We start from the raw sequence: 21,765 nt of genomic DNA, 5'->3' as shown, positions 1-21,765 counted from the left end.
CCCTGATGGTGGCCGCGCCGAGAGCCGCGGGCGCGGTGCCCCGGCCCTTACTTTCGTCAGTGTCGGCGGCGTACTGACGGCTTGTACCGTCGGCCGCGTGCGGGATCGCGGCAGGTGGGCGCTGGATGTCGCCCTGGGTGTTGTCCTCGCGGCCGCGTACGGGGCCGAGGCGCTGGGCAATCTGCGCGGCGACATGGTGTTCGCGTGGTACGCGGTGCCGTTCGTCGCGTCGCTGGCGCTCGTCGGCGTGGTCTCCCGGCGGTGGCCGCTGGCCGGGCTGGTCGTCACGGCGGCCGGGACGGCCGGGCTGGCGCTGATCGGGCTGGTGTCCACCGTGTACCTCGTGGCGACGATGGTCACCGCGTTCCTCGCGGGCAGGCGGCTGGCGGCCGTGCGGCCCGCGGTGCTCGCCTTCGCAGGCTTCGCCGCGGCGGGCCTGGTGTACGCGCTGGCGATGTCGGTGTCCCAGGGGCGCGTCGACCACCAGCTGATGCAGTGGTTCTGGGCGGTGCTCGCGCTGCTGTTCCTGGTGGTCTTCCCCTGGTTCGGCGGCAGGCACCTGCGGCAGCGGGCCGAGCTGGTGGCCGCGGGCTGGCAGCGGGCCGAGCAGCTCGAACGCGAGCAGCGCATCGTCGCCGAGCGGGAGCGGCTGCGGGAGCGGGCGCGCATCGCCGAGGACATGCACGACTCGCTCGGCCACGAGCTGACCCTGATCGCGCTGCGGGCCGCCGGGCTGGAGGTGTCCGCGCAGCTCGGCGATGACCAGCGGCGGGCAGCGGGCGAGCTGCGCGAGCTGGCGGGCGCGGCCACCGAGCGGCTGCGCGACATCATCGGCCTGCTCCGCGAGGACGGCAGGCCCGCGCCGACGACGCCGGGGCGCGACGCGGTGGAGGACCTGGTCGCGCGGGCCGCCGCGTCCGGCATGGCGGTGACCCTGGAGGGCGCGGTGCCCGACGCCGTGGAACGCCCGGCCTACCGGGTGGTGCAGGAGGCGCTGACCAACGCGGCCAAGCACGCGCCGGGCGCGGCGGTGTCCGTCCGGATCACGACCGACGGCGACGAGACGACGGTCGCGGTGGTCAACGGGCCGCCGTCGGAGCCTGCCGAGGCGGTCGGCGGCGGAACGGGCCTGATCGGGCTGCGGGAGCGGGTCCGGCTGGCGGGCGGCACGCTGGCCGCGGGTCCCGCCGACGGCGGGTTCGCCGTCACCGCGCGGCTCCCGCACGCCGGTGTCCCCGTCGTGACCGCGGCCGACGAGTACGCCGCCGCCCGGCGCAGCGCGCGGCGCGGGATGGTCGCCGCGGTGCTCGTGCCCGCTGCCCTCGCGGCCGGGCTGATCGCCATCATGGTCGGCTTCTACGCCTTCTCGGTGACCAACTCCGTGCTCGATCCCCGGCTCTACGGCGAACTGCGCGTCGGGCAGCCCAAGGCCGAGGTCGAGGCGCTGCTGCCGGACATGGAGATGATGGACGCGCCGCGCCTGCCGAACCCGCCGGGCGCGGGGTGCCGGTACTACCGGGGCAACGCGGAGCTGTTCGACTTCCGCGTGCCGGTGTTCCGGGTGTGTTTCGACGAGGAGCGATTGGTGGCGAAGGACTTGGTGCCCAAGGACGTGACCGGGTGATCCGGGTGCTGCTGGCCGACGACGAGGCGATGGTGCGCGCCGGGGTCGGCGCGATCCTGGCCGCCGACCCCGGCATCGACGTGGTCGCCGAGGCCGCCGACGGGCGCGAGGCCGTCGCCATGGCCCAGGCGCACCGGCCGGACGTGGCGCTGCTCGACATCCGGATGCCCCGGCTGGACGGCCTGGCCGCGGGCGCGGAGATCCGCAGGACGGTCCCGGGGACCGGGGTCGTGATGCTGACGACGTTCGCCGAGGACGAGTACATCGCCCGCGCGCTCGGCGACGGCGCGGGCGGGTTCCTGCTCAAGTCCGGCGACCCGCGCGAGCTGCTGGCCGGGATCCGGGCGGTGGCCGACGGCGCGGCGTACCTCTCGCCGAAGGTGGCCTCCCGGGTGATCGCCGAGCTGGCGGACGGGCCGAGCGGGCTGCTGGGCCGCAGGACGCGGGCCAGGGAGCGGGTGGCCGCGCTGACCGGGCGCGAGCGCGAGGTGCTGGCGCTGGTGGGCGCCGGGCTGGCCAACGCCGAGATCGGCCGCCGCCTGCACCTGGTCGAGGGCACCGTGAAGGCCCACGTGAGCACCATCCTCGGACGGCTTGAGGTGCGCAACCGGGTGCAGGCGGCGATCGTCGCCTATGAGGCCGGGCTGGTCTAGGCGTCCCGCTTGCGCAGGACGACCATGCCCGTGATCATCGCCGCGGCCGCCCACGCGATGAGGACCAGCGCGCCGCGGAGGACGTGCGTGCCCTCCATCAGGTCGATGCCCGCGATGCCGGGCACGTAGTGCGACAGGTCGCGGAAGGTCTGGCTGATCTGCATGACCACGGGCAGCACCATCAGCAGCGTGAACAGGACCAGCAGCGTCGCGGCGATGTGCCGCAGCGCGGTGGCGATCCCGATGGTGAGCACGCCGACCAGCGCCAGGTAGAGGCCCACGGTCAGCAGGGTGTGGACGACATCGCCGCCGGTGTAGGGCGCGCCGTGCTCGGCCAGGGTGACGTCGGCCAGCCAGATCGCGGGCGCGGCGAGCAGGACGCCGCAGGCGAACAGGGCCGCCGCCGTGACGACGGCCTTCGCCGCGGGCACCCGCCAGCGGACCGGGACGGCCTGCAGGGTCGGCAGGATGCCGCGGTGGGCGTACTCCCCGGTGACGGCGAGCGCGGCGATGGCGGCCATCGCGAACTGGACGAGGTAGATCGTGGCCTCCACCGGCATCTCGGTCGCGGCGGTCGGCGTCAGGCCGGGCAGGTTGTCGTCGTGCTGGCCGTTGATGGCGATGCCGTTGGCGGCGACCATCGCCGCCATCAGGCCTGCGGCGGCGATCAGGCACCACGTGGTGGCGCGCACGGACCACAGCTTGGTCCACTCGGCGGCGATCGCGTTCTTCATCGGGTCACTCCGAATTCGACACTGTCGGTGGTGAGGTCGAGGTAGGCCTGTTCCAGTGAGGCCTGCTCGGTGGTGAGGCCGTGGACGCGGACGCCGGTGGCGTGGGCGATGTCGCCGACCCGCTCGGCGGACACGCCGGTGACCGCCAGCTCGTGCGGCCCTGTCCTGCGGACGTCCGCGCCCGCCCCGGCCAGCGCCGCGTGCAGGGCGGCCGCATCGGGGGTGCGGACCAGCACGGCCGCGCCGGAGCGGGCGATGACCTCGGCCATCGACGCGTCGGCGATCAGCCTGCCCCGGCCGATCACCAGCAGGCGGTCGGCGATCAGCTCCAGCTCGCTCATCAGGTGGCTGGAGATGAACACCGTGCGACCCTCGTCGGCCAGGCCGCGCAGCAGCGCCCTGATCCAGCGGACGCCGTCGACGTCGAGGCCGTTGACCGGCTCGTCGAGGATCAGCACGGCGGGGTCGCCCAGCAGCGCGGCGGCGATGCCGAGCCGCTGCGCCATGCCGAGGGAGAACGTGCCCGCGCGCTTGCCCGCGACGTCGGTGAGGCCGACGCGGTCCAGCACGGCGTCGACGGTGCGGACGGGCAGCCCGGTGGCCCGGGCCAGCGCGGTGAGGTGGGCGCGGGCGGAGCGGCCGGGGTGGCCAGCGCGGGCGTCGAGCAGGGCGCCGACGGTGCGCAGCGGGTGCCGGATGCGGTCGTAGCGGACCCCGTTGATCGTGGCGGTCCCGCTCGTGGGCTCGTCGAGGCCGAGGATCATCCGCATGGTGGTGGACTTGCCCGCGCCGTTGGGGCCGAGGAAGCCGGTGACGAGTCCGGAGTGGACGGTGCAGTCGACGCCGTCGACCGCCACCGTGTGTTTGTACCGCTTGGTGAGGTTCCGCAGTTCGATCATGTCGGCGACGGTATGGCCGCCGGGGCGGCCGTCTCGTCTGCCGATGGGAAGCGGCTACCCCTGACGAAAGTCGGGTCGCCGGACGAGCTCGCGCGCGACGGCGACCACCACGACGACATCGATCACGGCCAGCACGGCCAGCGCCACCGACCCCGTGCGGACCGCGCGGGCGGCCTCGAACACGATGAACGCCGCCAGCACCACGCACGCGACCGGGTACACCGCGAGCCTGCCGCGCAGCAGGGCGAAGGCGAGTGCGATCTTGACCGCGCCGTGCGCGAGCAGATAGGCGACGGCGAAGCCGCGGCCGGTGGCGAAGTGCTGGGTGAGCCGGTGGGCGATGCCGCCGTCGAGGTCGCCGAGGAGGTCGCGGGTGAGCACGGCGTTGGCGAGGCCGGTGAGCGCCGCGGGCGGCACGACGGCGAGCAGGAGCGCGGCGAGGAGCTGTCCGGCGCCGTCGACGCCCTTGAGCGTGGCCGCCAGCCGCAAGACCATCGCCGCCCCCTACGGTCGCATTTCCAGCACCTGCCCCGGCCAGTCCTTGACGGTGAAGGTGACGGACGGGGTGAAGCCCTGGCTCACGTAGTAATCCACCAGGCGGCCATTGTTGCCCGCCCAGCAGTCCACGCGCAGCAGTTTGCCCCGACTGCTCTCCTTCGCGAAGTCGAGCAGGCCGCTGCCGACCTTCCGCCCGGCGAACCGGCGGGAGGTCACCAGCAGCCGCACGTAGAGCTCCGGCTCGTCGACCCGGGGGATCCACTCGTCCGGCTCGGCGGCGACGACCATCGCCCCGGCGGGCTCACCGTCCAGCTCGGCGATCCACAGGCCGTTCTCGACCAGCTTGGTGATCCGCTCCACCCGCTTCGGCTGCTCGGACCAGGGCTGGGTTCCCCACTGGCCGGTCTGCCCGCGTTCGACCATCCATGCCACGGCCTCGTCGAGGAAGCCCAACACCGTCGGCGCGTCCGCCGGTCCACCAGCCCTGATCCGCATGCCGCCGATTCAACGACGAAATCGTTCGCGATGCAAACGGCTTACCGCTCGATGAGCTGCTTCTGGTGCTCGTCGATGTGCTCGCCCGCGGCGGGCGGCAGGCTGTCGAGCCGGGCGATCTGCTCGGCGGACAGCTCGACGTCGTCGGCGCCCGCGTTCTCGACCACCCTGGCGACCCGCCGGGTGCCGGGGATCGGGGCCACGTCGTCGCCCTTGGCCAGCAGCCAGGCCAGCGCCACCTGGGCGGGCGTCGCGCCGACCTCGGCGGCGACGGCGGCCACCTCGTCGGCGATGCGCAGGTTCTGCCGGATGTTCTCGTCGGTGAAGCGCGGGTTGAACGCGCGGAAGTCGCCCGCGTCGAACTGGTCGGTCGAGCGGACGGTGCCGGTGAGGAACCCGCGGCCCAGCGGCGAGTAGGGGACGAAGCCGATGCCCAGCTCGCGCAGCAGCGGGAGCACCTCGGCCTCCAAGTCGCGCGTCCACAGGGAATACTCCGACTGCAGCGCGGTGATCGGGTGCACGGCGTTGGCGCGGCGGATGGTGTTCACGCCCGCCTCGGACAGGCCGATGTGGCGGATCTTGCCCTCGTCGACCAGCTCCGCGAGCGCGCCGACGGTCTCCTCGATCGGCGTGTTCGGGTCGACGCGGTGCTGGTAGCACAGGTCGATGTGGTCGGAGCCGAGGCGCACCAGCGAGCCCTCGACGGCGGTGCGGATGTTCGCCGGGCTGCTGTCGGGCACGCCGATGCCGTCGGTGGCGTGGGAGATCATGCCGACCTTGGTGGCGAGCACGACCTCGTCGCGCCTGCCCTTGATCGCCCGCCCGATCAGCTCCTCGTTGGCGTACGGGCCGTAGACCTCGGCGGTGTCGATGAGCGTCACGCCCAACTCCATCGCCCGGTGGATCGCCCGGATGGACTCGTCGTCGTCGCTGCCCGCGCCGGTGTACCCGAACGTCATCCCCATGGCCCCCAGGCCGATCCGGGAGACGTCCAGATCCCGCAACTTGATGTGCCGCACAGCTTCTCCTCCAGTGCCTGGCGGTTCCCCGGGCGCAACCGCTTTTCCGCTTGCCGCTTATTGTCCACCCTGCGATTCGGTGCGCTTTCTTCGAGCGTGCTCGGTTTGGTGGATTTGCTTGACATATGGTGAATTCGGGAATGGGCCTCGGGTTCTGGGTCTGTGCTGGCGGGACTTCGCCGTGTCGGCGATCGCTCCGGTTATAGCCCTTGCGCTGCTTGACGGAGTTCCTCGACCACCCTGGTGGTGTCCCGCTCCGATTGTCCATAGTGGAGTGTCGGTCACTCGTTCGGAGGTACTGTGCCGGTGACAGTGCCGGTTGGCCGGGTGCGGTTGCTTCGGGCGGGGTGGGCGGGTGTTTGGGGTGGTGGGTACGCCGTTCGTGCCCCGATGTACCGGAATCGCACCGCGATCAAACCGGTGGGATACCGCGCGGACGCAGCATTTCAGCATGGTCGTTCATCCTGGTGCACCAACGGTTCCGGCTACCGACCGTAGTCAGGGAGCCGTCCGGGCTTGCGTGTCGTGCCCCTCCCGAAGCGCCCGGCTGAGCGGTGCGCGGGTGCCCCTACCCCGGCCGATCGCCGCGGCACTCCCACTGGCCCCGTCACTGACCGCACGGGAGTTGGCCGCGTTCAAGCTGCTGGGCCTCGGGTTCGACAACCGCTCGATAGCCCGCCACCTCTCCATCAGCGAACGAACGGCAAAGCGGCACGTGACCGCCATCCTGGAGAAGTTGGGCCTGGAGTCCCGCCTGCAGGCAGGCCTGGCAGCCATGGCCATGAACCTGACCACCCAAACCGACTCGGCTCCCACCTGGCTCGAGGACCGCCCCGTCGACCCCCACGCCTGACCCGTCCAAATGCCCACACCATCTGAAACAACCCCAGATGTCCCGATCATCTGAACTGCCGCCCCAGCCGAATGACGAGACCATCCGACCGATGGGATCACATGGTCTCGGCATCGAGCGCGCTTCGGATGATCAGGCCATCTGGGATGGTAGATGATCTGATCATCTGACTCTTTTTCGAATGATCGCGCCATCTGCTCGACGGTTCAGATGATCGCGCCATCTGATCCGCGGTTCAGATGGTCGGGGCATCTGGTGGGGGTTCGGATGGTCGGGGCATTTGAGATTTGGATGATCAGAGCATGTGATCGCATCATCTGAGGGGTGGGGCTTGGTGGGTGGGTGGAAGTGGCAGGTTGCCGCCAACTATGCGGTTGCTGAACCCGGGTGGGTGGTTCGGGCGCATTGGCCGGTGGCGCAGGCGTTGGTGCGGGAATTGGGGGTTCAGGCGGGGGATCGGGTGTTGGACCTGGGGGCGGGAACCGGAGTGGCGGCGGGGTTGGTGGCGGCGCAGGGCGGGCACGCGGTCGCCCTCGACTTCTCGGAGGCGCAGGTTCGAGCGGGAAGGGCGGCTGTTCCGGCGGTGCAGGTTCGGGTGGGGGAGGTGGCCGTTCCGGCGGCGCAGGTTCGGCCGGGGGAGGCGTCCGTTCCGGCGGCGCAGGCTCGGCTGGGACAGGCGACCGTTCCGGTGGTGCAGGCTCGGGCGGGACAGGTGACCGTTCCGGCGGTGCAGTGGGTGGTGGGGGACGTGGAGGGGCTTCCCTTCCGGGATGGGGTGTTCAGGCATGCGGTGTCCAACCTGGGAGTGATCTACTCACCCGCCCCGCAGTTGGTCCTGCGCGAGATCTGGCGCGTGCTCGCGCCAGGCGGGCGCTTGGCGTTCAGTGCGCATGTGGCGCATGGGTTTGGCATGAGGGCGGCTGCCTTGGTCAACGCGCACATGGGAGTTCCGGCCGTGGTCCCGGAGGGCGTGCGGCAGTGGGCCGATCCGTCGGCGTTGCAGGCGCTATGGCCTGGCGAGGTCAGGACACGCTCGATCGTGGTGCACGAAGAACACGCGTCAGTTGAGGCGTTTTGGGACTTCTCGGTGCGGGAGCGGCGGCATGTGCGGCAGGTGGTGCGCATGCTTGCGCCGGACGGAGTCGAGGCGTTCCGGCGGGAGTTCCTTGATCTGGCCTCCCGCTACACCGGGCCGGACGGGTTCCGGGTCGCGCATGAATATCTGGTGGTCATCGTTGACAAGTGAGTGGCATACCGCATTCAAACCGGGCGCGCCTACCCTGGCCGGACACTGCCAGCGGGGAGGTCGCTATGTCGGAGACTCGACCGGAAGACGAGCTCGAGACGCCTGAGGATGAGGACGAGACCGAGGTTGTCGCGCACGCTGAACCCGGGACGCCCTGGTGTGTCGGGTGTTTCGGTTGAGCTGAAGGGGCGCAGGGGGCGCGCCCGAACGGCGCGAAACCGGCATTTCTGCCGGTCCAATGCCTCCTTCCCCCGCGGTGACCTCGGCGGTTTCGGGAACAATGCTCAGCTATGCGGGTTCCCGGGCCGGTCGGGGTCGGGTGGTGGGTACGGAGGGCAGTCCGTGGGTGACGGGGCGAGCTCGGGCCTGAGGTTCGGTGTGCTGGGGCCGCTCGACGTGCGGGACGGGGCCGGGGCGGTGGATCCGGGGCCGTACAAGCAACGCGTGCTGCTCGGCGTGCTTCTCCTGCGGGCCAACATGGTCGTGCCCGTCGACCAGCTCGTGCAGGCCGTCTGGCCGGAGGGCCTGCCGCGGACCGCGCGCAAGAACCTGCAGGTCTACGTCTCCGCCCTGCGCAAGATCATCGGTGACCGCATCCACCACGCGTCCTACGGGTACGTGCTCGACGCCGTGCCCGACGAGGTGGACGCGCTGCGGTTCGACACCCTGGCCAATTCCGGTTACGCCGCCTACCACTCCGGGAACCTGCACGAGACGCGGAAGCTGCTCGGGGAGGCCGTCGCCCTGTGGCGCGACGAGGTGCTGGCCGACCTCGCGGGCAACCCCGTCATCGCCGCGGAGGCCGACCAGCTCGGGCAGCGCTACCTGGCCGTCTACGAGGACTGGGTGGACCTGGAGATCGACGCGGGCCGCCACCTCGCGGTCCTCGGGCCGCTCGCCCGGTTGGCCCGCAGGCACCCGTTCCGCGAGCGCCTGACCGCGGCCACGATCACCGCGCTCTACCGGGCCGGACGACGGCGCGAGGCGCTGGCCACCTACGAGGTGCACCGCCAGCTGATCGCCAGGGAACTCGGCATCGCGCCCAGCCTGGTCCTCCAACAGCTCTACCAGTCGATGCTGGCCGACGCGTCGAACCGCTCCCTGGCGCTCGCCCCCGCGGGCCGGGGACGCGTGCGGCCCGCGCAGCTGCCGCGCGACGTGCCCGATCTCGTCGGCCGGGCGGACCAGGTCGACGACCTCGTCGGCGCGCTGACCGGCCCGGAGAGCTCCGACGTCGCCGTCATCACCGGCGCGGTCGGCACCGGCAAGACCGCGCTCGCCGTCCGCGTGGGGCACCGGGTGGCCGAGGCGTTCGAGGACGGCCAGGTCTTCGTGTCGCTGCGCGTCCCGGACGGACGCCCCAAGGCCACGCGCGACGTCGTCACCGAGCTGATGCGCGCCACCGGCCTCGACGTCCCCGTGCCGCGCGACGACGGCGAGGCGCTGGCGGTGTGGCGGTCGTGGATCGCCGACCGCGCCTTCCTCGTCATCCTGGACAACGCGGTGAGCGAACGGCAGGTCAGGGGGCTCCTCCCGGGGAAGGGCCGCAACCGGACGGTGGTGACCAGCTCGCACCGGCTCAGCGGGCTGGAGTCGGTGCACCGCGTCGAGGTCGGGGAGATCTCCGAGGAGGAGGCGGGCGAGCTGGTGGGCCGCGCGGTCGGACCCGGCCGCGTGCTGGGCTCGGCGCTGCGCCGCATCATCGGCCGGTGCGGCAGCACCCCGCTGGTGGTCAGGGCGGTGGCGGCGAAGCTCGACTCGCTGCGGCATCTGTCCATGGTGGACTACGCGGACCGGCTGGAGTCGGCGCAGTCCGTCCTCTATGAACTCGTCGCGGGCGGCACGCCGGTGCGCGAGCGGGTGGCCCGGGTGTACTCCGACCTCGCGCCGCCGCAGCGGCAGGCGGTGCGCGCCCTGGGCGGGCTGCCGGGCGGGCCGGTCGGCGCCGCCGAACTCGCCGAGGCGTTCGCCGCGCTGCCCGAGCCCGCGACGCGCATCATCGACCGGCTGGTCGAGGCCAACATCGTCGGCGCGCCCGACGCCGCCCACTACGCGGTCCCCGCGCTCGTGCGGCACTTCGCGGCCGACCTGGCGCGCTGATCAGCGCGCCATCCCCGCCAGCATCCCGTGCAGCGACTCGATCAGCGCGACGCCCCGGCCGCGCTGCTCGTCGTCCATGTCGGCCAGCAGGGCGGCGATCTTGGCCAGGGTGTCGTACTCGGCCCCCTCGCGGCGCAGACCCGCGCGCGCGGCGCGGTTGCGCAGCAGGATGTGCAGCGACAGCGCGGCCTGGTTGGCGAACATCGCGAGCAGGTCGAGGTCGGCGACGCTGTAGCGGGACTGCGGGTGCGGGTCGAGGACCTGCAGCACGCCGATGGGCGCCATCCGGTGCACGATCGGCGCGGCCATGATCGAGTCGGGGACGTAGCCGGTGCTCTCCGCCAGGTCCCTGGCGAACACCTGGCTCGTGGTCAGCTCGGTGGCCGACATGGCCTGCCCGGTGGTGATGACCCAGCCCGCGATGCCCCGGTCCGCCGGGAACCGGGTGCCGACCAGGAAGCCCTCGCCCTCGCCGGACACTGCCTCGAAGACCAGCTCGTCGGCCTCGGCGTCGAACAGGAACACCGAGCTGGCCGCCGCGCCGAAGATCGACCGGGCCACCCGCACGATCGAGGTGAGCAGCTCGCTGTCCTCAGTGGCCGCCTCGGCCAAGGCGTTCGAGACCGCCGCCCCGCTCGCCGTCGGATCCGTGGTGTGACTCATCGGTTCGCCCTCCTCGCACGTTGGCTGCCGTCAGGTAAAGGACCGTCTTGAGCTGGAACACCGTCAGTCCTGGGTGCTTGCCGACGATCAGCGCGCACCGGCCCGCGACGTGCGGTGTGGCGAAGCTGTTGCCGGAGTTGCGGCTCACGCTGCCGCGCAGGCCCGCCACCGGGACCGCCTGGCCGCGGGCGAAGAACTCCACCGGCGGGTTCGGGTTGTAGAGGATCCGGTCCGGGTCGGCGCTGGTGTGGCTGCCCACCGAGATCACCGAGGAGAACCGCCACGGGAAGCTCTCGATCTGCGAGTTGTGCGCCGAGGCCACGATCACCGACCCGGCGAAGTACGCCTCGTCGACGAGTTCGCGCAGCGCCTGATTGAACTCCGGGCGGGCCGTCGACAGGCTCATGTTGATCACTTTGAAGCGTTGGCGGATGGCCCATTCGAGCCCGGCGAGCAGCGCCCGGCCGGTGCCGCCGCCGCGCTCGCCGAGCACCCGCACGCTGTGGATCCGGCAGGCGGGCGCGATCTGGCGGACGATGCCAGCGCACGCGGTGCCGTGGCCGAAGGAGTCGGCGGCCTCGACCTCCTCCACCTCGTGCTTCCCGTCGCGCTTCACCACCGCGTGCGAGCTGGCCACCGGCCCGACCAGCGGGTGCCCCGGCTCGATCCCGCCGTCCACCACGCACACGTCGACGCCATCGCCGGTCGCGCCGCCCCACGCCCACTCCGGGGTGATCAGGCTCGGCTCGCCGAGGTCGACCTCGATGGCGCTCTCGTCGGGGTCGAGCAGCCGCCAGGTCAGTCCGGTCATCGCGGGCGCCCCCCGAGTTCGCTGATCATCCGCCGGGCCCGCGCCGACCCGACCGCGTGGCCCTTGGCGGCGAAGCGGCGTTCGGCGGCGCGGGCGGCCGACAGCGCCGGGACCGGCCTGCCCAGCCGGGCGTGGGTGTGGGCGAGGTCGAGCAGGGCGCGCCCGTGGTCGGCGGGGGAGTCGGTGCGCCGGGCGGTCGCCACGGCCCGGCGGGCCAACTCGGTGGCGCGTCCGGGGTCCGGCTCGACGCGCGCGGCGACGCCGAGCAGGTTGGCCAGGTCGGCGCAGTCGTCGACGGCCAGCCCCCGCACCAGCTCGGCGGCGGCGCGGGTGTCGTCATCGGCCAGGTGGACCCGGGCGAGTTCCAGCCGGGTCTGCCGGACGAGCGAGTCGGCGCGCACCGCGCTCGCCGCGCTCAGCGCTTCCCGCAGCTGCCAGCGCGCCTGGTCCCAGTCGTCGCCGTGGGCGGCCACCAGCGCGCCGAGCAGCGGCCGGAAGAACCGCGACTCGGCGTACGACATCGCCGCCATGGCCTCCTGGGCGTCGGCCAGCGCCGCGGCCGTCTCCGCCGTCCTGGCCTGGATGGCGTGCAGCATGGTCAGCGCGAACCCGAGCGTGGCCTGCACGGCACCGCGGTCGCGGTGGGCGGCCAGCAGCGCGCGGCACTGCTCGGTGGCCCGTGCCGCGGGCAGCGGGCCGTGCCACAGCGACAGCCCGATCGCGCCGAGCGCGTTGGCCACCTCGCGGTCCGCCGCTGCGGCGAGCGCGTGCCGCAGCGCGGGCTCCAGGACGTTCAGCGCCCGGCCCTGCTCGCCCCGCCGCTGGTGGGAGCGGGCCAGGACGCAGCGCACGCGCGACAGCCCGAGGTCGTCGCCGTGGGCGTGGAAGACGTCGAACTCCTCGGCCGCGACCCGGTCCAGCTCGGCCATGTCCTGGCGGAGCATGGCCAGGTGCAGGCGGGCGTGCGCGGCGGTGACGGGCCGGTCGGCCTCGGCGGCCGCGGTGGTGAACGCCTCCCGCGCCTGCTCGTGCCTGCCGAGGGTCAGGTGGACCTCGCCCAGCCGCTGCAGGCACTCCGGCCTGCCCGGGTCGCCCGCGGTGGTGAGGTCGGCGGCCTGTTCCAGGAGGGTGAGCGCCCACGGCAGGTCGACCCGGCGCAGGGCCTCCGCGCCCGCCCGGTCGAGGTGGCCGAACGCCCGCGAGCGCAACGTGTCGGCCGGGAGACCGACAGCGGACTGGTAGCGGTGCGCTTGGGCGAGATGGGTGCCGATGAGCGCGTCCGACGCGGCGCGCGCCGCCAGGTGCTCGGCGTACCGCTCATGCAGCTCGCCCCTGCGCCGCTTGGTCAGCCCGCGGTAGGCGACCTGGCTGGTGATGCCGTTGGCGATGCGGTAGCGGCCGTCGGCCACGGGCTCGACCAGCTTGCGCCGCACCAGCTCGCGCAGCGCCCGGTCGTGGTCGCCGCCGTCGGCCAGCGCGGCGAGGTCGGCCGCGGCGAAACCGTCGCCGTCGGGGTCGACCACCGCGCCGAGGCGCAGGGTCGAGCGCTCGGCGTCGCCGAGCCGGTCGATGCGGGCGGCGACCAGCGCCTGCAGGCTGAGCGGGAGCCCGCCCGCGGTCGCGTCGTCGTGCTCGACCGCGGCCACGAGCTGTTCGAGGTACAGCGGGTTGCCGCCCGCCTGGGCCACGATCCACTCGGTGGTCGCGGTGTCGTGCGTGCTGACGTCGGCGAAGTGCGCGGCCAGCCGGGCGGAGTCCGGCGCGGACAGCCTGCCGACGACGGCCGTCTCCGCGCTGGGCCAGGTGGTCTCCCAGTCGGGGAAGGCGTCGAGCAGGTCCGGGCGGGCCACGCACACCAGCAGGACCGGCAGCGCGCCCAGCCCGGCGAGCAGCCGGTCCAGCACGGCGACCAGGGAGGGCTGGGCCCACTGGCAGTCGTCGATCACCAGCAGCACGGGCCGGGTCCCGGCGACCGCGGCGAGCAGCCGCGCCACGGCGGCCGCGGTCGCGTCGAGCGACGGCGCGGGCGTCCCGTCGCGCAGCAGGCCGCGGCGCAGCAGCGCGAGCGCGGGCTCGACGGACGCGACGCGCTCCACCTCGTACACCAGCGGCGCGACGCACTCGGCCAGCGCGGTGAGGGTGCCGCCGTCGCCGACCGGCCTGCACCGGCCGATCACCACCGATCCGGTGTCGCGGCGCAGCCACTCGGCGACCAGCCGCGTCTTGCCGATCCCCGGCTCGCCCACCAGGGTCAGCAGCCGCGCGGCGCCCTCGTCCACCACCCGGCGCCACGCGGCGTCCAGCGCGGCGAGGTCGGCCTCCCGGCCGATGAACGGCACGTCGAAGCGGCGCGTGCGCTCTGGGTCGGCGGGCGGCACGTCGACCAGCCGGAACACCTCGACCGGCTCGGCGACGCCCTTGAGCGACACCCTGCGCGGGTCGGCCACGGTGACCGCGCCCGCCGCCGAGCGCGCCGCCGCGCTGACCAGCACCTCGCCCGGCCCGGCCGCCTGCTCCAGCCGCGCGGCGATGTTCACCACCTCCCCGGAGACGAACGCCTGGCGCTCGCCCGGGTCCGGCAGCGCCACGACCTCCCCGGTGTGCACGCCGATCCGGACCCGCAGCCGCACGCCGTGGTCCCGGCGCAGCTCGGCGTCGAACCCGGCCGCCGCCTCGGTCATGCCCAGCGCGGCGACGAGAGCGCGGCGGGCGTCGTCCTCGCGGGTCTCGGTGAGGCCGAAGACCGCCATCACCGCGTCGCCGATGAACTTCTCCACGACCCCGCCGTTGGCGGCGATCACGCCGGACATCAGCTCGTAGTAGCGCAGCAGGACCGTCCGCAGCAGCTCCGGGTCGAGCGCCCCGGACATCTCGGTGGACCCGGCGAGGTCGCAGAAGACGACCGACACCACCTTGCGCTCCTCCGCCCCCTTCGGGCGGACCACGACCGCGGTCCCGCAACGCGAGCAGAACCGGGCGTCGGCGGCGAGGTCGGCGGCGCAGGATGCACAGGTCATCGCGGCTGCTCCCGGTCCGGGGACGGCTGATCCCGTTCCCGCAGGCTACTTCCGGCGGTTGCGGATCGGTTTGCCGTCGGCATGGCGGCGGGCTCGCCGTGCGGCAGGCGCACGCGCGCGTAGAGCCCGGCGAGCACCAGCAGGACCGCGGACACGGCGAACACCGTGTCGATCTGCCCGAACCGCACGCCCGCGACGGACGCGCTGAAGTCGACCGGCACCACGCTGGCGAACCAGCCCGCCGCCGTCGCCGCGACGACCGACGCGAGCCGGGTGACCGGGTAGAACACCGCGAACACCCGCCCGGTGTACTCCTGCGGGGCCGCGGCCAGCAGCAGCGGCGACATCGCGGTGTTGAGGATCGTGATCGGCAGGATCGTGGCGAACAGCGCGACGACGCCGAAGGCGAACCCCGTCTGTCTGGAGTAGACGAACAGCAGGACGCCGCCGATGATGAGCCCGACCCAGGTCGTGGTGCGCGCGCCGATCCACTGCACGACCCGGCCCGCGCACAGCGCGCCGACGATCCCGCCGATGCCCAGGGTCGCGCCGAGGAAGCCGTAGAGGCCCGCGGGCGAGCCCAGGTTCCCGGTCAGGAAGAACAGGTTCAGCGTGTTCACCGCGCCCACGCCCAGCTGGCCGATCACCGCGATGGCCAGCAGCGCCACCAGGAACGGGCTGCCCGCGAACACCTTCAGGCCCGCGGCGAACTCCGCGCGCAGGCCCGGCCGCGCTGCCCGGGCGGCCCGATCGACGACGACCTCGTGGCGCACCGAGCGGATCGCGGCGTAGGAAACGGCGTAGGACACCGCGTTGAGGACCAGCGCCCACTGGAACCCGATGCCGAACATCAGCGGCGCGGCCAGCGGCGGCCCGGCGATCGTCACCGTCGCCGCGGTCGCTTGGGCGATCCCGGCCGCCCGCGCGCGGTCCGCCTCCCCGGGCACGGTCTCCCGGATGGTGGCGAACCGCGCGGGCGCGAAGAACTGGCCGGTGGCGGTGAGCCCGAACACGACGACGTAGAGCAGCGCGAGCCACGCCCAGACCGGCAACGCGTCCCTGGGCAGCAGGGACACCGCCGTCAGCAGCGCCACCAGCCCACCGCGCACAACCTCGGTGCCGAGCATCGTGCGCAGCGGGTCCCAGCGGTCGACGAACACCCCGGCCAGCGGCCCGAACACCAGCACGGCCGCGCCCACCGACAGCTGGATGCCCCCCACGGCGGCGGGCGCCCACGACCGGCCCTCGGCCAGGTCGGTGGCCACCCAGAGCACCAGGGTCGTGCTGAACACGAAGTCGCCCAGGGTCGAGGTGGCCTGCCCGAACCACAGCCGGGAGTAGGTGCGGTTGATCAGGAACCGGCGCCGCGCCGTGGCCACGGGGCTATCCGCCGCAGGCGGTGGACGGCGGGATCATCGACGCCAGCGCCGTGACGAGCGTGGTGTGGTAGGCCTTGCGGAACAGCTCGACCGGGGTGGCCGTGTCCGGCGGGCGCTGCGCGGCGAAGCGCGCGGGGATGGCGCCGTCGGGCTTCTGCACGTTCAGCAGGGCATCGATGGCGGCCTGGCCGGACGCGGTGTGCCGGGGGTCGAGGCCCAGGCAGGACTGGGTGAGGATGAACTCGGCGATGAGGTCCCAGTACTCGATTGCGATGAAGTGGTGCGTCAGCTGCTCGGCGACGTCGCGGATGCGCATCAGCTCCTCCGGCGGCACGCCCATGTCGCGCACGCCGAAGTCGGTGATGTGGAAGACGGTGTGGGTGATCCGGTAGGCCGTCTCGATGTCCATCGGCAGGACGTCGGTCAGGTTGGCGAGGATGCTGTCGGCGTAGAGCCGGTCGTACGGCTCGACGTCGTGGTCCAGTCCGGCCAGTTCGGCGTAGTAGCGCAGTTCGAGGCGGCCGGACGGCGACTTCTTGGCGATGTCGACGTGCCCGTCCGGCGCCAGCCGCGCGAGCGTCGCCGGGTGCGTCGAGCCGGTCAGCCCGGCCGGGGCGAGCGCGCTGTAGATGAGCGCGAAACCGCGCGTGTAGGCGGGATTGTCGGCGAACTGCTCGGGAAAGTCCGGGTCGCGCCAGATCTCGGCGACGGCGTCGCGGACAGCGGCTAACTCGGGGTCGTCCGGGCGGACCCGGCTCCACAGCCGGTTCAGCAGCCCGATCTCCATGCACGCCTTGGCCCTCGGCGTCACCGGCAGGTCGGCGGCCGACGGGCGCAGGTAGCCCACGTTGGCGCTCATCCAGCGGCGCGCGCCCGAGGACAGCCGCTCCATGCCGAGGAACGCCGCCGCGGCGCCGTCGGCGCTCATGACGGCCGTGGGGTGCGGGGATGCGTCGTCCATCGTCGGCTCCTTGTCGGGTCGCTAGTTCAGTGCCGGAAGCAACACGCCCGAGCGCTCGACGACGTCGGCCGCGCGGGCGGCGCTGTCGGCCGCGGCCAGCACGCTGCCCAGCCGCGCCGCCCGGTCGCGCGGGCCGGGGTCGTCCCAGGCCGCGCGCAGGGCGGCGGCCGGGTCGTCGTCGGTGAGCAGCGGGGTCCCGACGCCCGCGCGGACGCAGGCCGCGCTGAGCACCGGCTGCTCCGAGCCGTTGGGGGACAGGCCCAGCGGCTTCCCGGCCAGCAGGGCGGCCAGCACCGGCGCGGACGTGCCGCTGGTCAGCACGAGCCCGGCGCGGTCGAGGAACGGGCGCATCCACGGCTTGCGCACCAGCAGGATGTCCGCCCCGGGCACGGGATCGGGGTTGGTGGAGCGGCCCTGCTCGACCACGGCCTGGAACGGGCCGCCGGTGAACGCTGCGTTGAGCCGGGGCCACTGCGTCCGCCCGCCGAAGAAGCGGCCGAGGTGCACGTAGACGACCGGCTTGCCCACCTCGTCCAGCCGGGCGAGCTCGGCGTCGGCGCCCCGGCCCGGCGTCGGCTCCCAGGCCAGCGGGCCGACGTGCCGCACGCGGTCGGGCAGGACCGTGCCGGGGTACTCCAGCGACGGGTGGCCGCGCAGCAGCAGGGCCGTGCCGTGCAGCGGGTCCGCCGACAGCGGGCGTCTGCGGGCCGGGAGCCCGGTGTGGGCGCGCAGGTCGTCGTAGATCCGGAGGGTGTCGCGGGTCCGCGCGGCCCGGGTGGTCGCGGGCTGCGGCTCGTCGTCGCCGCCCGAGCGGTAGTTCCACAGGTACGTGGTCAGGCCGAGCACGAAGACCGGGAGGTCGAGGATCTCGCCCGCCAGCAGGGCGCCGTGGCACAGCACCGAGGTGACGAGCACGTCGGCGCCGACCTCGCGGGCGGCCTCGCGGGTCGCCTCGACCTGCGCCGCGCCGCCGTCGCGCCACCGCACGACCGAGAACCCGCCCGCGCCGCCGCGTTCCTCCGCGGCCAGGAACGGCAGCCCGGCGTGCGCGGCGACCGGGGCGGCCGCGGCGCGGCCCAGCACGTGCGCGGTGTGGCCCCGGCGGACCAGCTCGCGGCCGAGCGCGATGGCCGGGTACAGGTAGCCCGCGTCGCTCAGCGGGCACAGCAGGACGTTCACAGCCTGCCGGTCGCGTCGAGGTAGTCCAGCAGCGCGGAGTCGACGCCGTCGCGGAAGGCGGCCAGCACGTCCGCGCCGTCGGTCTGCCGGTAGGAGTCGCCGCAGCCGATCCAGCGGTCCCGGGTCTGCTCGGCGGGCAGGTAGCCCGCGTCGACGGTGCCGACCTCCCAGCCCGGCTTCCCGGCCGTCTCCCAGCAGCTGGCGAGGGTCCCGTCGGCGTTGACCACGCCGCCGCGGCTGCCGTCGCCCGGGCCGCAGGTCGCGCACAGCGCCTTGGGGCCGGGCCGGTTCACCGCGAACCCGCGGTCGAGGGCGGCGCGCTGCCAGCGGACGAACCGGGCGATGAGCTCGTCGGTGTGGGTCAGCTGGTTGTCGTATCCGATCCCGATGTCGCCGACCTGCGCGAAGTAGATCGAGCAGCGGGCGGTGTCGACGGCGTCGGCCAGCCGGTCGATCATCGCGTCGATGCCGTGGTGGTTGTGGTGGGAGACGTTGACCCGCAGCGTCCACCGGATGTCGGTGACCTCGGTCGCCCGCACGATGTTGCGCACGATGGTGTCGAACGTGCCGCCGGTGGAGCGGCGCACGCGGATGCGGTCGTGCTCGGCGCGGTCGCCGTCGAAGGTGACCTGGATGTGCTTGAGCCGCAACTCCGCGAGCTGGGCGGCCAGCTGGGGCGAGAGCAGCGTCAGGTTGGAGACCATCCGCGCCGAGGTCAGCCCGTGGTCGGCGGCCCTGGCCAGCAATTCGATGCAGCCCCTGGGGTTGAGCAGCGGCTCGCCGCCGAACAGCAGGATCCGCAGGTCGTCCAGGCCGCTCGCGGCCATCTGGCGATCGGTGAACGCCAGGATCGAGGTGATCGTGTCGGAGGTCAGCCGGGCGTGGGCGATGCGCGGAGGCCTGCTGCCGCCGCCGGTGTCCTGGCTGGTGTTCTGGAAGCAGTACCCGCACCCGAGGTTGCAGTCGGTGCTGGTCAGCACGGTGAGCGAGTAGGAGTTGTCGGCTCTGGCGGTCATCAGGCCGCTCTCGTCGAGCCGCCGCAGCGCCTCCGGCCGCACCGTGCCGTCCTCGGCGATGTGCCGCTCACGCAGCCGGGCGATCCCGCCGGGGCCGAGGAACCACCAGTTCCGCTCGCCCCTGAGGACCCGCTCCCCACCCGCCCGACTGATCTGGCCCAGGCTCACCGCGACCTCCGTGTGCATAGGAATGGCGGGCATCCGGCCCCCTCGCGGGAGCCGGACGCCCTGCGCGACGCCTGGCGTCAGAGCGCCTGGCTGTTGTTGACGACGCACCAGTCCTCGGCGTCCGCGCCGTGCGCGACGACCTCGACGTCCTCGGCGTTCTCCTCGGTCTGGGGGGTCTCGGGGCTCTTGTCCTCGGACATGCACTCTCCTCGTGGTGTCGCGCCGCCCCGCCGCTTGTCCGGCGGTTCGGCAGGATTGCCGGGGGTTTCTCCAGTCTTGCCCCGTTCCCGAACCCGGCTCCATGCGACTTTCGGGCAGTAGACGCGCGCCACGGGAGGCTATTAAGCTCAACGGTTTTGCTCGACGCCGCATTTGCTGGATGCGGCTGGTCCACTGTGGACGCTATTGGTCGAGCAGGCGCCAGGTGGCGAGGGCGATCCTGGCGCGCAGGAGGCCCGCCGGGTCGGTGAGGGGGATGCCGACGGTCCGCCCGAGCTGGTCGAGCCTGCGGACGACGCTGCTGTGGTGCAGGTGGAGGACGTCCGCGGCCCGGCGCGCCGAGCCCTCGGCGCAGTAGGCGTCCAAGGTGTCCAGGTCGTCGCGGGCCAGCCCGGCGATCGCGGCGACATCGGGATTGGCCCGCGCGGTGTCGCGGGGGATGTCGGCGAGCAGGGCCAGCGCGCCGAGGTCGTCGTGGTGGACGACGGGCTGGCGCGCGGTGCTGAAGCGCAGTGCGGTGCGGGCCTGCGCCCAGGACCGGTCGGGACGGTCGGCGGCGCCGATGCCCGCGCGGACGCCAGCAGGGAACGCGTCCGGGTCGACGGTGGCGGCGAGGATGACGCCCACGTCGCCCAGCGGCGCGGCCTTCACCGGGCGGGCGGGGCAGATCAGGCCGCCGACCCGGTCGAGGGGGACGGGCGACCGCAGGGCCACCACGCGGACCGGCAGGTCGGCGGGGAACCCCAGCAGCCGCAGCGCGCGGACTCGGGCGGCGTCGTCGTCGGCGCTGATCGCGAGTTCGACGAGAGCCGGGTCGGCCATGGTGGTGCGGGCGGGGCCGTAGCGCTCCACGACCGCGGCGGCGGCGATGGCGAGACGGTCGAGCAGCAGGTCGTCGAGCGGGCCGCGCGGGCGCTCCAGCCACACGGTGCCGATCTCCTCGTCGTCGAGGGTGATCGGCGTGGTCGTCGCCGGGGAGGGTGGGGTGGTCGCCGCGCTGCCGTCGGGGGAGAACCGGACGGTCCGGCCTGTGCCGTGCAGTCGGATGCCGACCACGCACTCGGCCAGGCCCGCCGACGCCCGGGCGAGGGCGGGGAGGTCGACCCGCCTGCGCATCAGGGTGTCGTAGAACATCACGAGGCGGATCGCGCCCTCGGCGTGCGAGTCCAACTGCGACAGCCGTTCGACCAGTGCCTCCATGCCTGGAGGATAGGCGCGCCGACCGGTGCGTGACCGGCTCGGGACCCGCGACGGACGGCGGGTGAACGCGGGGCGGGCGGTGGCGAGGATGGTCGCCATGGATCCCGAACTCGAAGCGTTCGTCCCGCTGTTCCCCCACGTCGATCTGAACGACCCGGTCGGCGCCCGCGCCAGCCTCGCCGCGCTGTCGGCCTCCGCGCCCGCGCCGGACCTGACGGGCATCGATGTCGAGGACCGGATGGCGGGCGACGTGCCGGTGCGCGTGTACCGCCCGCATGAGGCCCAGGGCGTCATCGTCTGGATGCACGGCGGCGGGTTCGTCATGGGCGACCTTGACACCGAGCACCCCTGGACCGCGCGGCTCGCCGCGGCGGCAGGCGCGGTCGTGGTCTCGGTGGACTACCGCAGGGCGCCCGAGAACCGCTTCCCCGCCGCCCTCGACGACGCCTACGCCGCACTGGTCTGGACCGCCGAGCACACCGAGGACCTCGGTGTCGCCCCGGACCGCATCGCCGTCGGCGGGCACAGCGCGGGCGCCGGGCTCGCGGCCGCCGTCGCCCTGCGCGCCCGCGACGAGCAGGGCCCGCCGATCCGCCACCAACTGCTCAACCAACCCCAGTTGGACGACCGCCAGGACACCTGGTCGGCCAGGACCTTCACCGACACCCCCTGGATGACCCGCGACAAGATCACCAGCGCCTGGCGCCACTACCTGGCGGACACCCCCGCCTCGCCGTACGCCGCCCCGGCCCGCGCGGAGGACCTGTCCGGCCTCCCACCCGCCTACATCGCCACCGCGGAATTCGACCCCCTGCGCGACGAGGGCATCACCTACGCCCTACGCCTGCTGCAGGCGGGCGTGCCGGTCGAACTCCACCAGTGGCCAGGCACCTTCCACGGCTCCCAGGCCATCCCAACCGCCGAGATCTCCCAGCGCCAGGTAACCGAACTCGTCACCACCCTCCGCCGCGCCCTGGCCGCGTGAGTGCCCCGTTGCCGGGGCTCGCGGTCCCTGCTGGCCGCGAGCCTTT

At 73.4% G+C, this 21,765-nt stretch carries 20 protein-coding genes; 6 read left to right on the top strand and 14 right to left on the bottom strand.

Annotated elements, in window-relative coordinates; translation table 11 throughout:
* Positions 1–97 precede the first annotated feature (97 nt).
* Together IEY98_RS21875 and IEY98_RS21870 are read left to right on the top strand one after the other, a co-directional pair.
* The gene (locus IEY98_RS21875; RefSeq protein WP_189212420.1) at positions 98–1,624 is read left to right on the top strand and encodes a sensor histidine kinase; all 1,527 of its coding nucleotides are present in this window, start codon (positions 98–100) and stop codon (positions 1,622–1,624) included.
* On the top strand, positions 1,621–2,277 hold the full coding sequence (locus tag IEY98_RS21870; RefSeq protein WP_189212419.1) for a response regulator: 657 nt from the start codon (positions 1,621–1,623) through the stop codon (positions 2,275–2,277). Before IEY98_RS21875 ends, IEY98_RS21870 begins: the two co-directional genes overlap by 4 nt.
* Here IEY98_RS21870 and IEY98_RS21865 read toward each other — a convergent pair.
* Genes IEY98_RS21865 through IEY98_RS21845 form a run of 5 tightly spaced genes read right to left on the bottom strand, consistent with a single transcriptional unit; the run spans position 2,274 to position 5,922 of the window.
* Positions 2,274–3,011 carry an ABC transporter permease gene (locus IEY98_RS21865; RefSeq protein ID WP_189212418.1) on the bottom strand — a complete coding sequence of 246 codons (738 nt, stop codon included), beginning with the start codon at positions 3,009–3,011 and terminating at the stop codon, positions 2,274–2,276. The genes IEY98_RS21870 and IEY98_RS21865 overlap by 4 nt on opposite strands.
* Positions 3,008–3,910, bottom strand: coding sequence for an ABC transporter ATP-binding protein (locus tag IEY98_RS21860; RefSeq protein ID WP_189212417.1), 903 nt, complete (start codon positions 3,908–3,910; stop codon positions 3,008–3,010). The genes IEY98_RS21865 and IEY98_RS21860 overlap by 4 nt, the downstream gene beginning before the upstream one ends.
* 54 nt (positions 3,911–3,964) lie before the next feature.
* Positions 3,965–4,405, bottom strand: coding sequence for a DUF2127 domain-containing protein (locus IEY98_RS21855; protein ID WP_189212416.1), 441 nt, complete (start codon positions 4,403–4,405; stop codon positions 3,965–3,967).
* Positions 4,406–4,414: 9 nt separating this feature from the next.
* Positions 4,415–4,903, bottom strand: coding sequence for a GNAT family N-acetyltransferase (locus tag IEY98_RS21850; protein ID WP_373292422.1), 489 nt, complete (start codon positions 4,901–4,903; stop codon positions 4,415–4,417).
* Between the two features lie 41 nt (positions 4,904–4,944).
* Complete coding sequence (locus IEY98_RS21845) at positions 4,945–5,922, bottom strand: aldo/keto reductase (protein WP_189212415.1); 978 nt, start codon at positions 5,920–5,922, stop codon at positions 4,945–4,947.
* Positions 5,923–6,373: 451 nt separating this feature from the next.
* Between IEY98_RS21845 and IEY98_RS33170 the strand changes: the two genes are divergently transcribed.
* The 3 genes from IEY98_RS33170 to IEY98_RS21830 all read left to right on the top strand — a co-directional run bounded on the left by IEY98_RS33170 (position 6,374) and on the right by IEY98_RS21830 (position 10,121).
* Positions 6,374–6,775 (top strand): response regulator transcription factor, encoded by a 402-nt coding sequence (locus tag IEY98_RS33170; RefSeq protein ID WP_268244602.1) that lies wholly within the window; start codon positions 6,374–6,376, stop codon positions 6,773–6,775.
* 412 nt (positions 6,776–7,187) lie between these two features.
* On the top strand, positions 7,188–8,021 hold the full coding sequence (locus IEY98_RS21835; RefSeq protein WP_189212413.1) for a methyltransferase domain-containing protein: 834 nt from the start codon (positions 7,188–7,190) through the stop codon (positions 8,019–8,021).
* Positions 8,022–8,363: 342 nt separating this feature from the next.
* The gene (locus tag IEY98_RS21830; RefSeq protein ID WP_189212412.1) at positions 8,364–10,121 is read left to right on the top strand and encodes an AfsR/SARP family transcriptional regulator; all 1,758 of its coding nucleotides are present in this window, start codon (positions 8,364–8,366) and stop codon (positions 10,119–10,121) included.
* Here the strand turns inward: IEY98_RS21830 and IEY98_RS21825 are convergent, their stop codons facing one another.
* The 9 genes from IEY98_RS21825 to IEY98_RS21790 form a co-directional block, all read right to left on the bottom strand.
* Entirely contained in the window at positions 10,122–10,784 is a 663-nt protein-coding gene (locus IEY98_RS21825; protein ID WP_189212411.1) for a GAF domain-containing protein, read from the bottom strand. It abuts the gene before it with no gap.
* Positions 10,714–11,595, bottom strand: coding sequence for a S8 family serine peptidase (locus IEY98_RS21820; RefSeq protein WP_189212410.1), 882 nt, complete (start codon positions 11,593–11,595; stop codon positions 10,714–10,716). The genes IEY98_RS21825 and IEY98_RS21820 overlap by 71 nt, the downstream gene beginning before the upstream one ends.
* Positions 11,592–14,612, bottom strand: a complete 3,021-nt coding sequence (locus IEY98_RS21815) for an adenylate/guanylate cyclase domain-containing protein (RefSeq protein WP_189212409.1) — start codon at positions 14,610–14,612, stop codon at positions 11,592–11,594. The genes IEY98_RS21820 and IEY98_RS21815 overlap by 4 nt, the downstream gene beginning before the upstream one ends.
* Complete coding sequence (locus IEY98_RS21810; RefSeq protein WP_189212408.1) at positions 14,609–15,991, bottom strand: MFS transporter; 1,383 nt, start codon at positions 15,989–15,991, stop codon at positions 14,609–14,611. Before IEY98_RS21810 ends, IEY98_RS21815 begins: the two co-directional genes overlap by 4 nt.
* A gap of 4 nt (positions 15,992–15,995) precedes the next feature.
* Entirely contained in the window at positions 15,996–16,952 is a 957-nt protein-coding gene (locus IEY98_RS21805; RefSeq protein WP_189212407.1) for a DUF6895 family protein, read from the bottom strand.
* 21 nt (positions 16,953–16,973) lie between these two features.
* Positions 16,974–18,131 carry a glycosyltransferase gene (locus IEY98_RS21800; RefSeq protein ID WP_189212406.1) on the bottom strand — a complete coding sequence of 386 codons (1,158 nt, stop codon included), beginning with the start codon at positions 18,129–18,131 and terminating at the stop codon, positions 16,974–16,976.
* Positions 18,128–19,348 (bottom strand): radical SAM protein, encoded by a 1,221-nt coding sequence (locus tag IEY98_RS21795; protein ID WP_229787162.1) that lies wholly within the window; start codon positions 19,346–19,348, stop codon positions 18,128–18,130. Before IEY98_RS21795 ends, IEY98_RS21800 begins: the two co-directional genes overlap by 4 nt.
* A gap of 44 nt (positions 19,349–19,392) precedes the next feature.
* Positions 19,393–19,515, bottom strand: a complete 123-nt coding sequence (locus tag IEY98_RS33165) for a hypothetical protein (protein WP_268244601.1) — start codon at positions 19,513–19,515, stop codon at positions 19,393–19,395.
* Between the two features lie 202 nt (positions 19,516–19,717).
* Positions 19,718–20,734 (bottom strand): PucR family transcriptional regulator, encoded by a 1,017-nt coding sequence (locus IEY98_RS21790; protein WP_189212405.1) that lies wholly within the window; start codon positions 20,732–20,734, stop codon positions 19,718–19,720.
* A 97-nt stretch (positions 20,735–20,831) separates the two neighbouring features.
* Here IEY98_RS21790 and IEY98_RS21785 point away from each other — a divergent pair, with 97 nt between their 5' ends.
* Positions 20,832–21,719: an alpha/beta hydrolase gene (locus tag IEY98_RS21785; protein WP_189212404.1), complete on the top strand. Its 888-nt coding sequence runs from the start codon at positions 20,832–20,834 to the stop codon at positions 21,717–21,719.
* Positions 21,720–21,765 lie beyond the last annotated feature (46 nt).

Origin of the sequence: Actinokineospora fastidiosa (assembly GCF_014648415.1) — a bacterium.
Lineage (GTDB): Bacteria > Actinomycetota > Actinomycetes > Mycobacteriales > Pseudonocardiaceae > Actinokineospora > Actinokineospora fastidiosa.
Note: the sequence above shows the minus strand (reverse complement) of the source record. Positions and strands in the feature narration are given on the sequence as shown.

Excerpts from the sequence above, each read along its gene's own strand:
- IEY98_RS21865 (WP_189212418.1), bottom strand. The coding sequence starts at position 3,011 with ATGAAGAACGCGATCGCCGCCGAGTGGACCAAGCTGTGGTCCGTGCGC.
- IEY98_RS21860 (WP_189212417.1), bottom strand. The coding sequence starts at position 3,910 with ATGATCGAACTGCGGAACCTCACCAAGCGGTACAAACACACGGTGGCG.
- IEY98_RS21855 (WP_189212416.1), bottom strand. The coding sequence starts at position 4,405 with ATGGTCTTGCGGCTGGCGGCCACGCTCAAGGGCGTCGACGGCGCCGGA.
- IEY98_RS21850 (WP_373292422.1), bottom strand. The coding sequence starts at position 4,903 with ATGCGGATCAGGGCTGGTGGACCGGCGGACGCGCCGACGGTGTTGGGC.
- IEY98_RS33170 (WP_268244602.1), top strand. The coding sequence starts at position 6,374 with ATGGTCGTTCATCCTGGTGCACCAACGGTTCCGGCTACCGACCGTAGT.
- IEY98_RS21825 (WP_189212411.1), bottom strand. The coding sequence starts at position 10,784 with ATGAGTCACACCACGGATCCGACGGCGAGCGGGGCGGCGGTCTCGAAC.
- IEY98_RS21820 (WP_189212410.1), bottom strand. The coding sequence starts at position 11,595 with ATGACCGGACTGACCTGGCGGCTGCTCGACCCCGACGAGAGCGCCATC.
- IEY98_RS21815 (WP_189212409.1), bottom strand. The coding sequence starts at position 14,612 with ATGACCTGTGCATCCTGCGCCGCCGACCTCGCCGCCGACGCCCGGTTC.
- IEY98_RS21805 (WP_189212407.1), bottom strand. The coding sequence starts at position 16,952 with ATGGACGACGCATCCCCGCACCCCACGGCCGTCATGAGCGCCGACGGC.
- IEY98_RS21795 (WP_229787162.1), bottom strand. The coding sequence starts at position 19,348 with ATGCCCGCCATTCCTATGCACACGGAGGTCGCGGTGAGCCTGGGCCAG.
- IEY98_RS33165 (WP_268244601.1), bottom strand. The coding sequence starts at position 19,515 with ATGTCCGAGGACAAGAGCCCCGAGACCCCCCAGACCGAGGAGAACGCC.
- IEY98_RS21790 (WP_189212405.1), bottom strand. The coding sequence starts at position 20,734 with ATGGAGGCACTGGTCGAACGGCTGTCGCAGTTGGACTCGCACGCCGAG.
- IEY98_RS21785 (WP_189212404.1), top strand. The coding sequence starts at position 20,832 with ATGGATCCCGAACTCGAAGCGTTCGTCCCGCTGTTCCCCCACGTCGAT.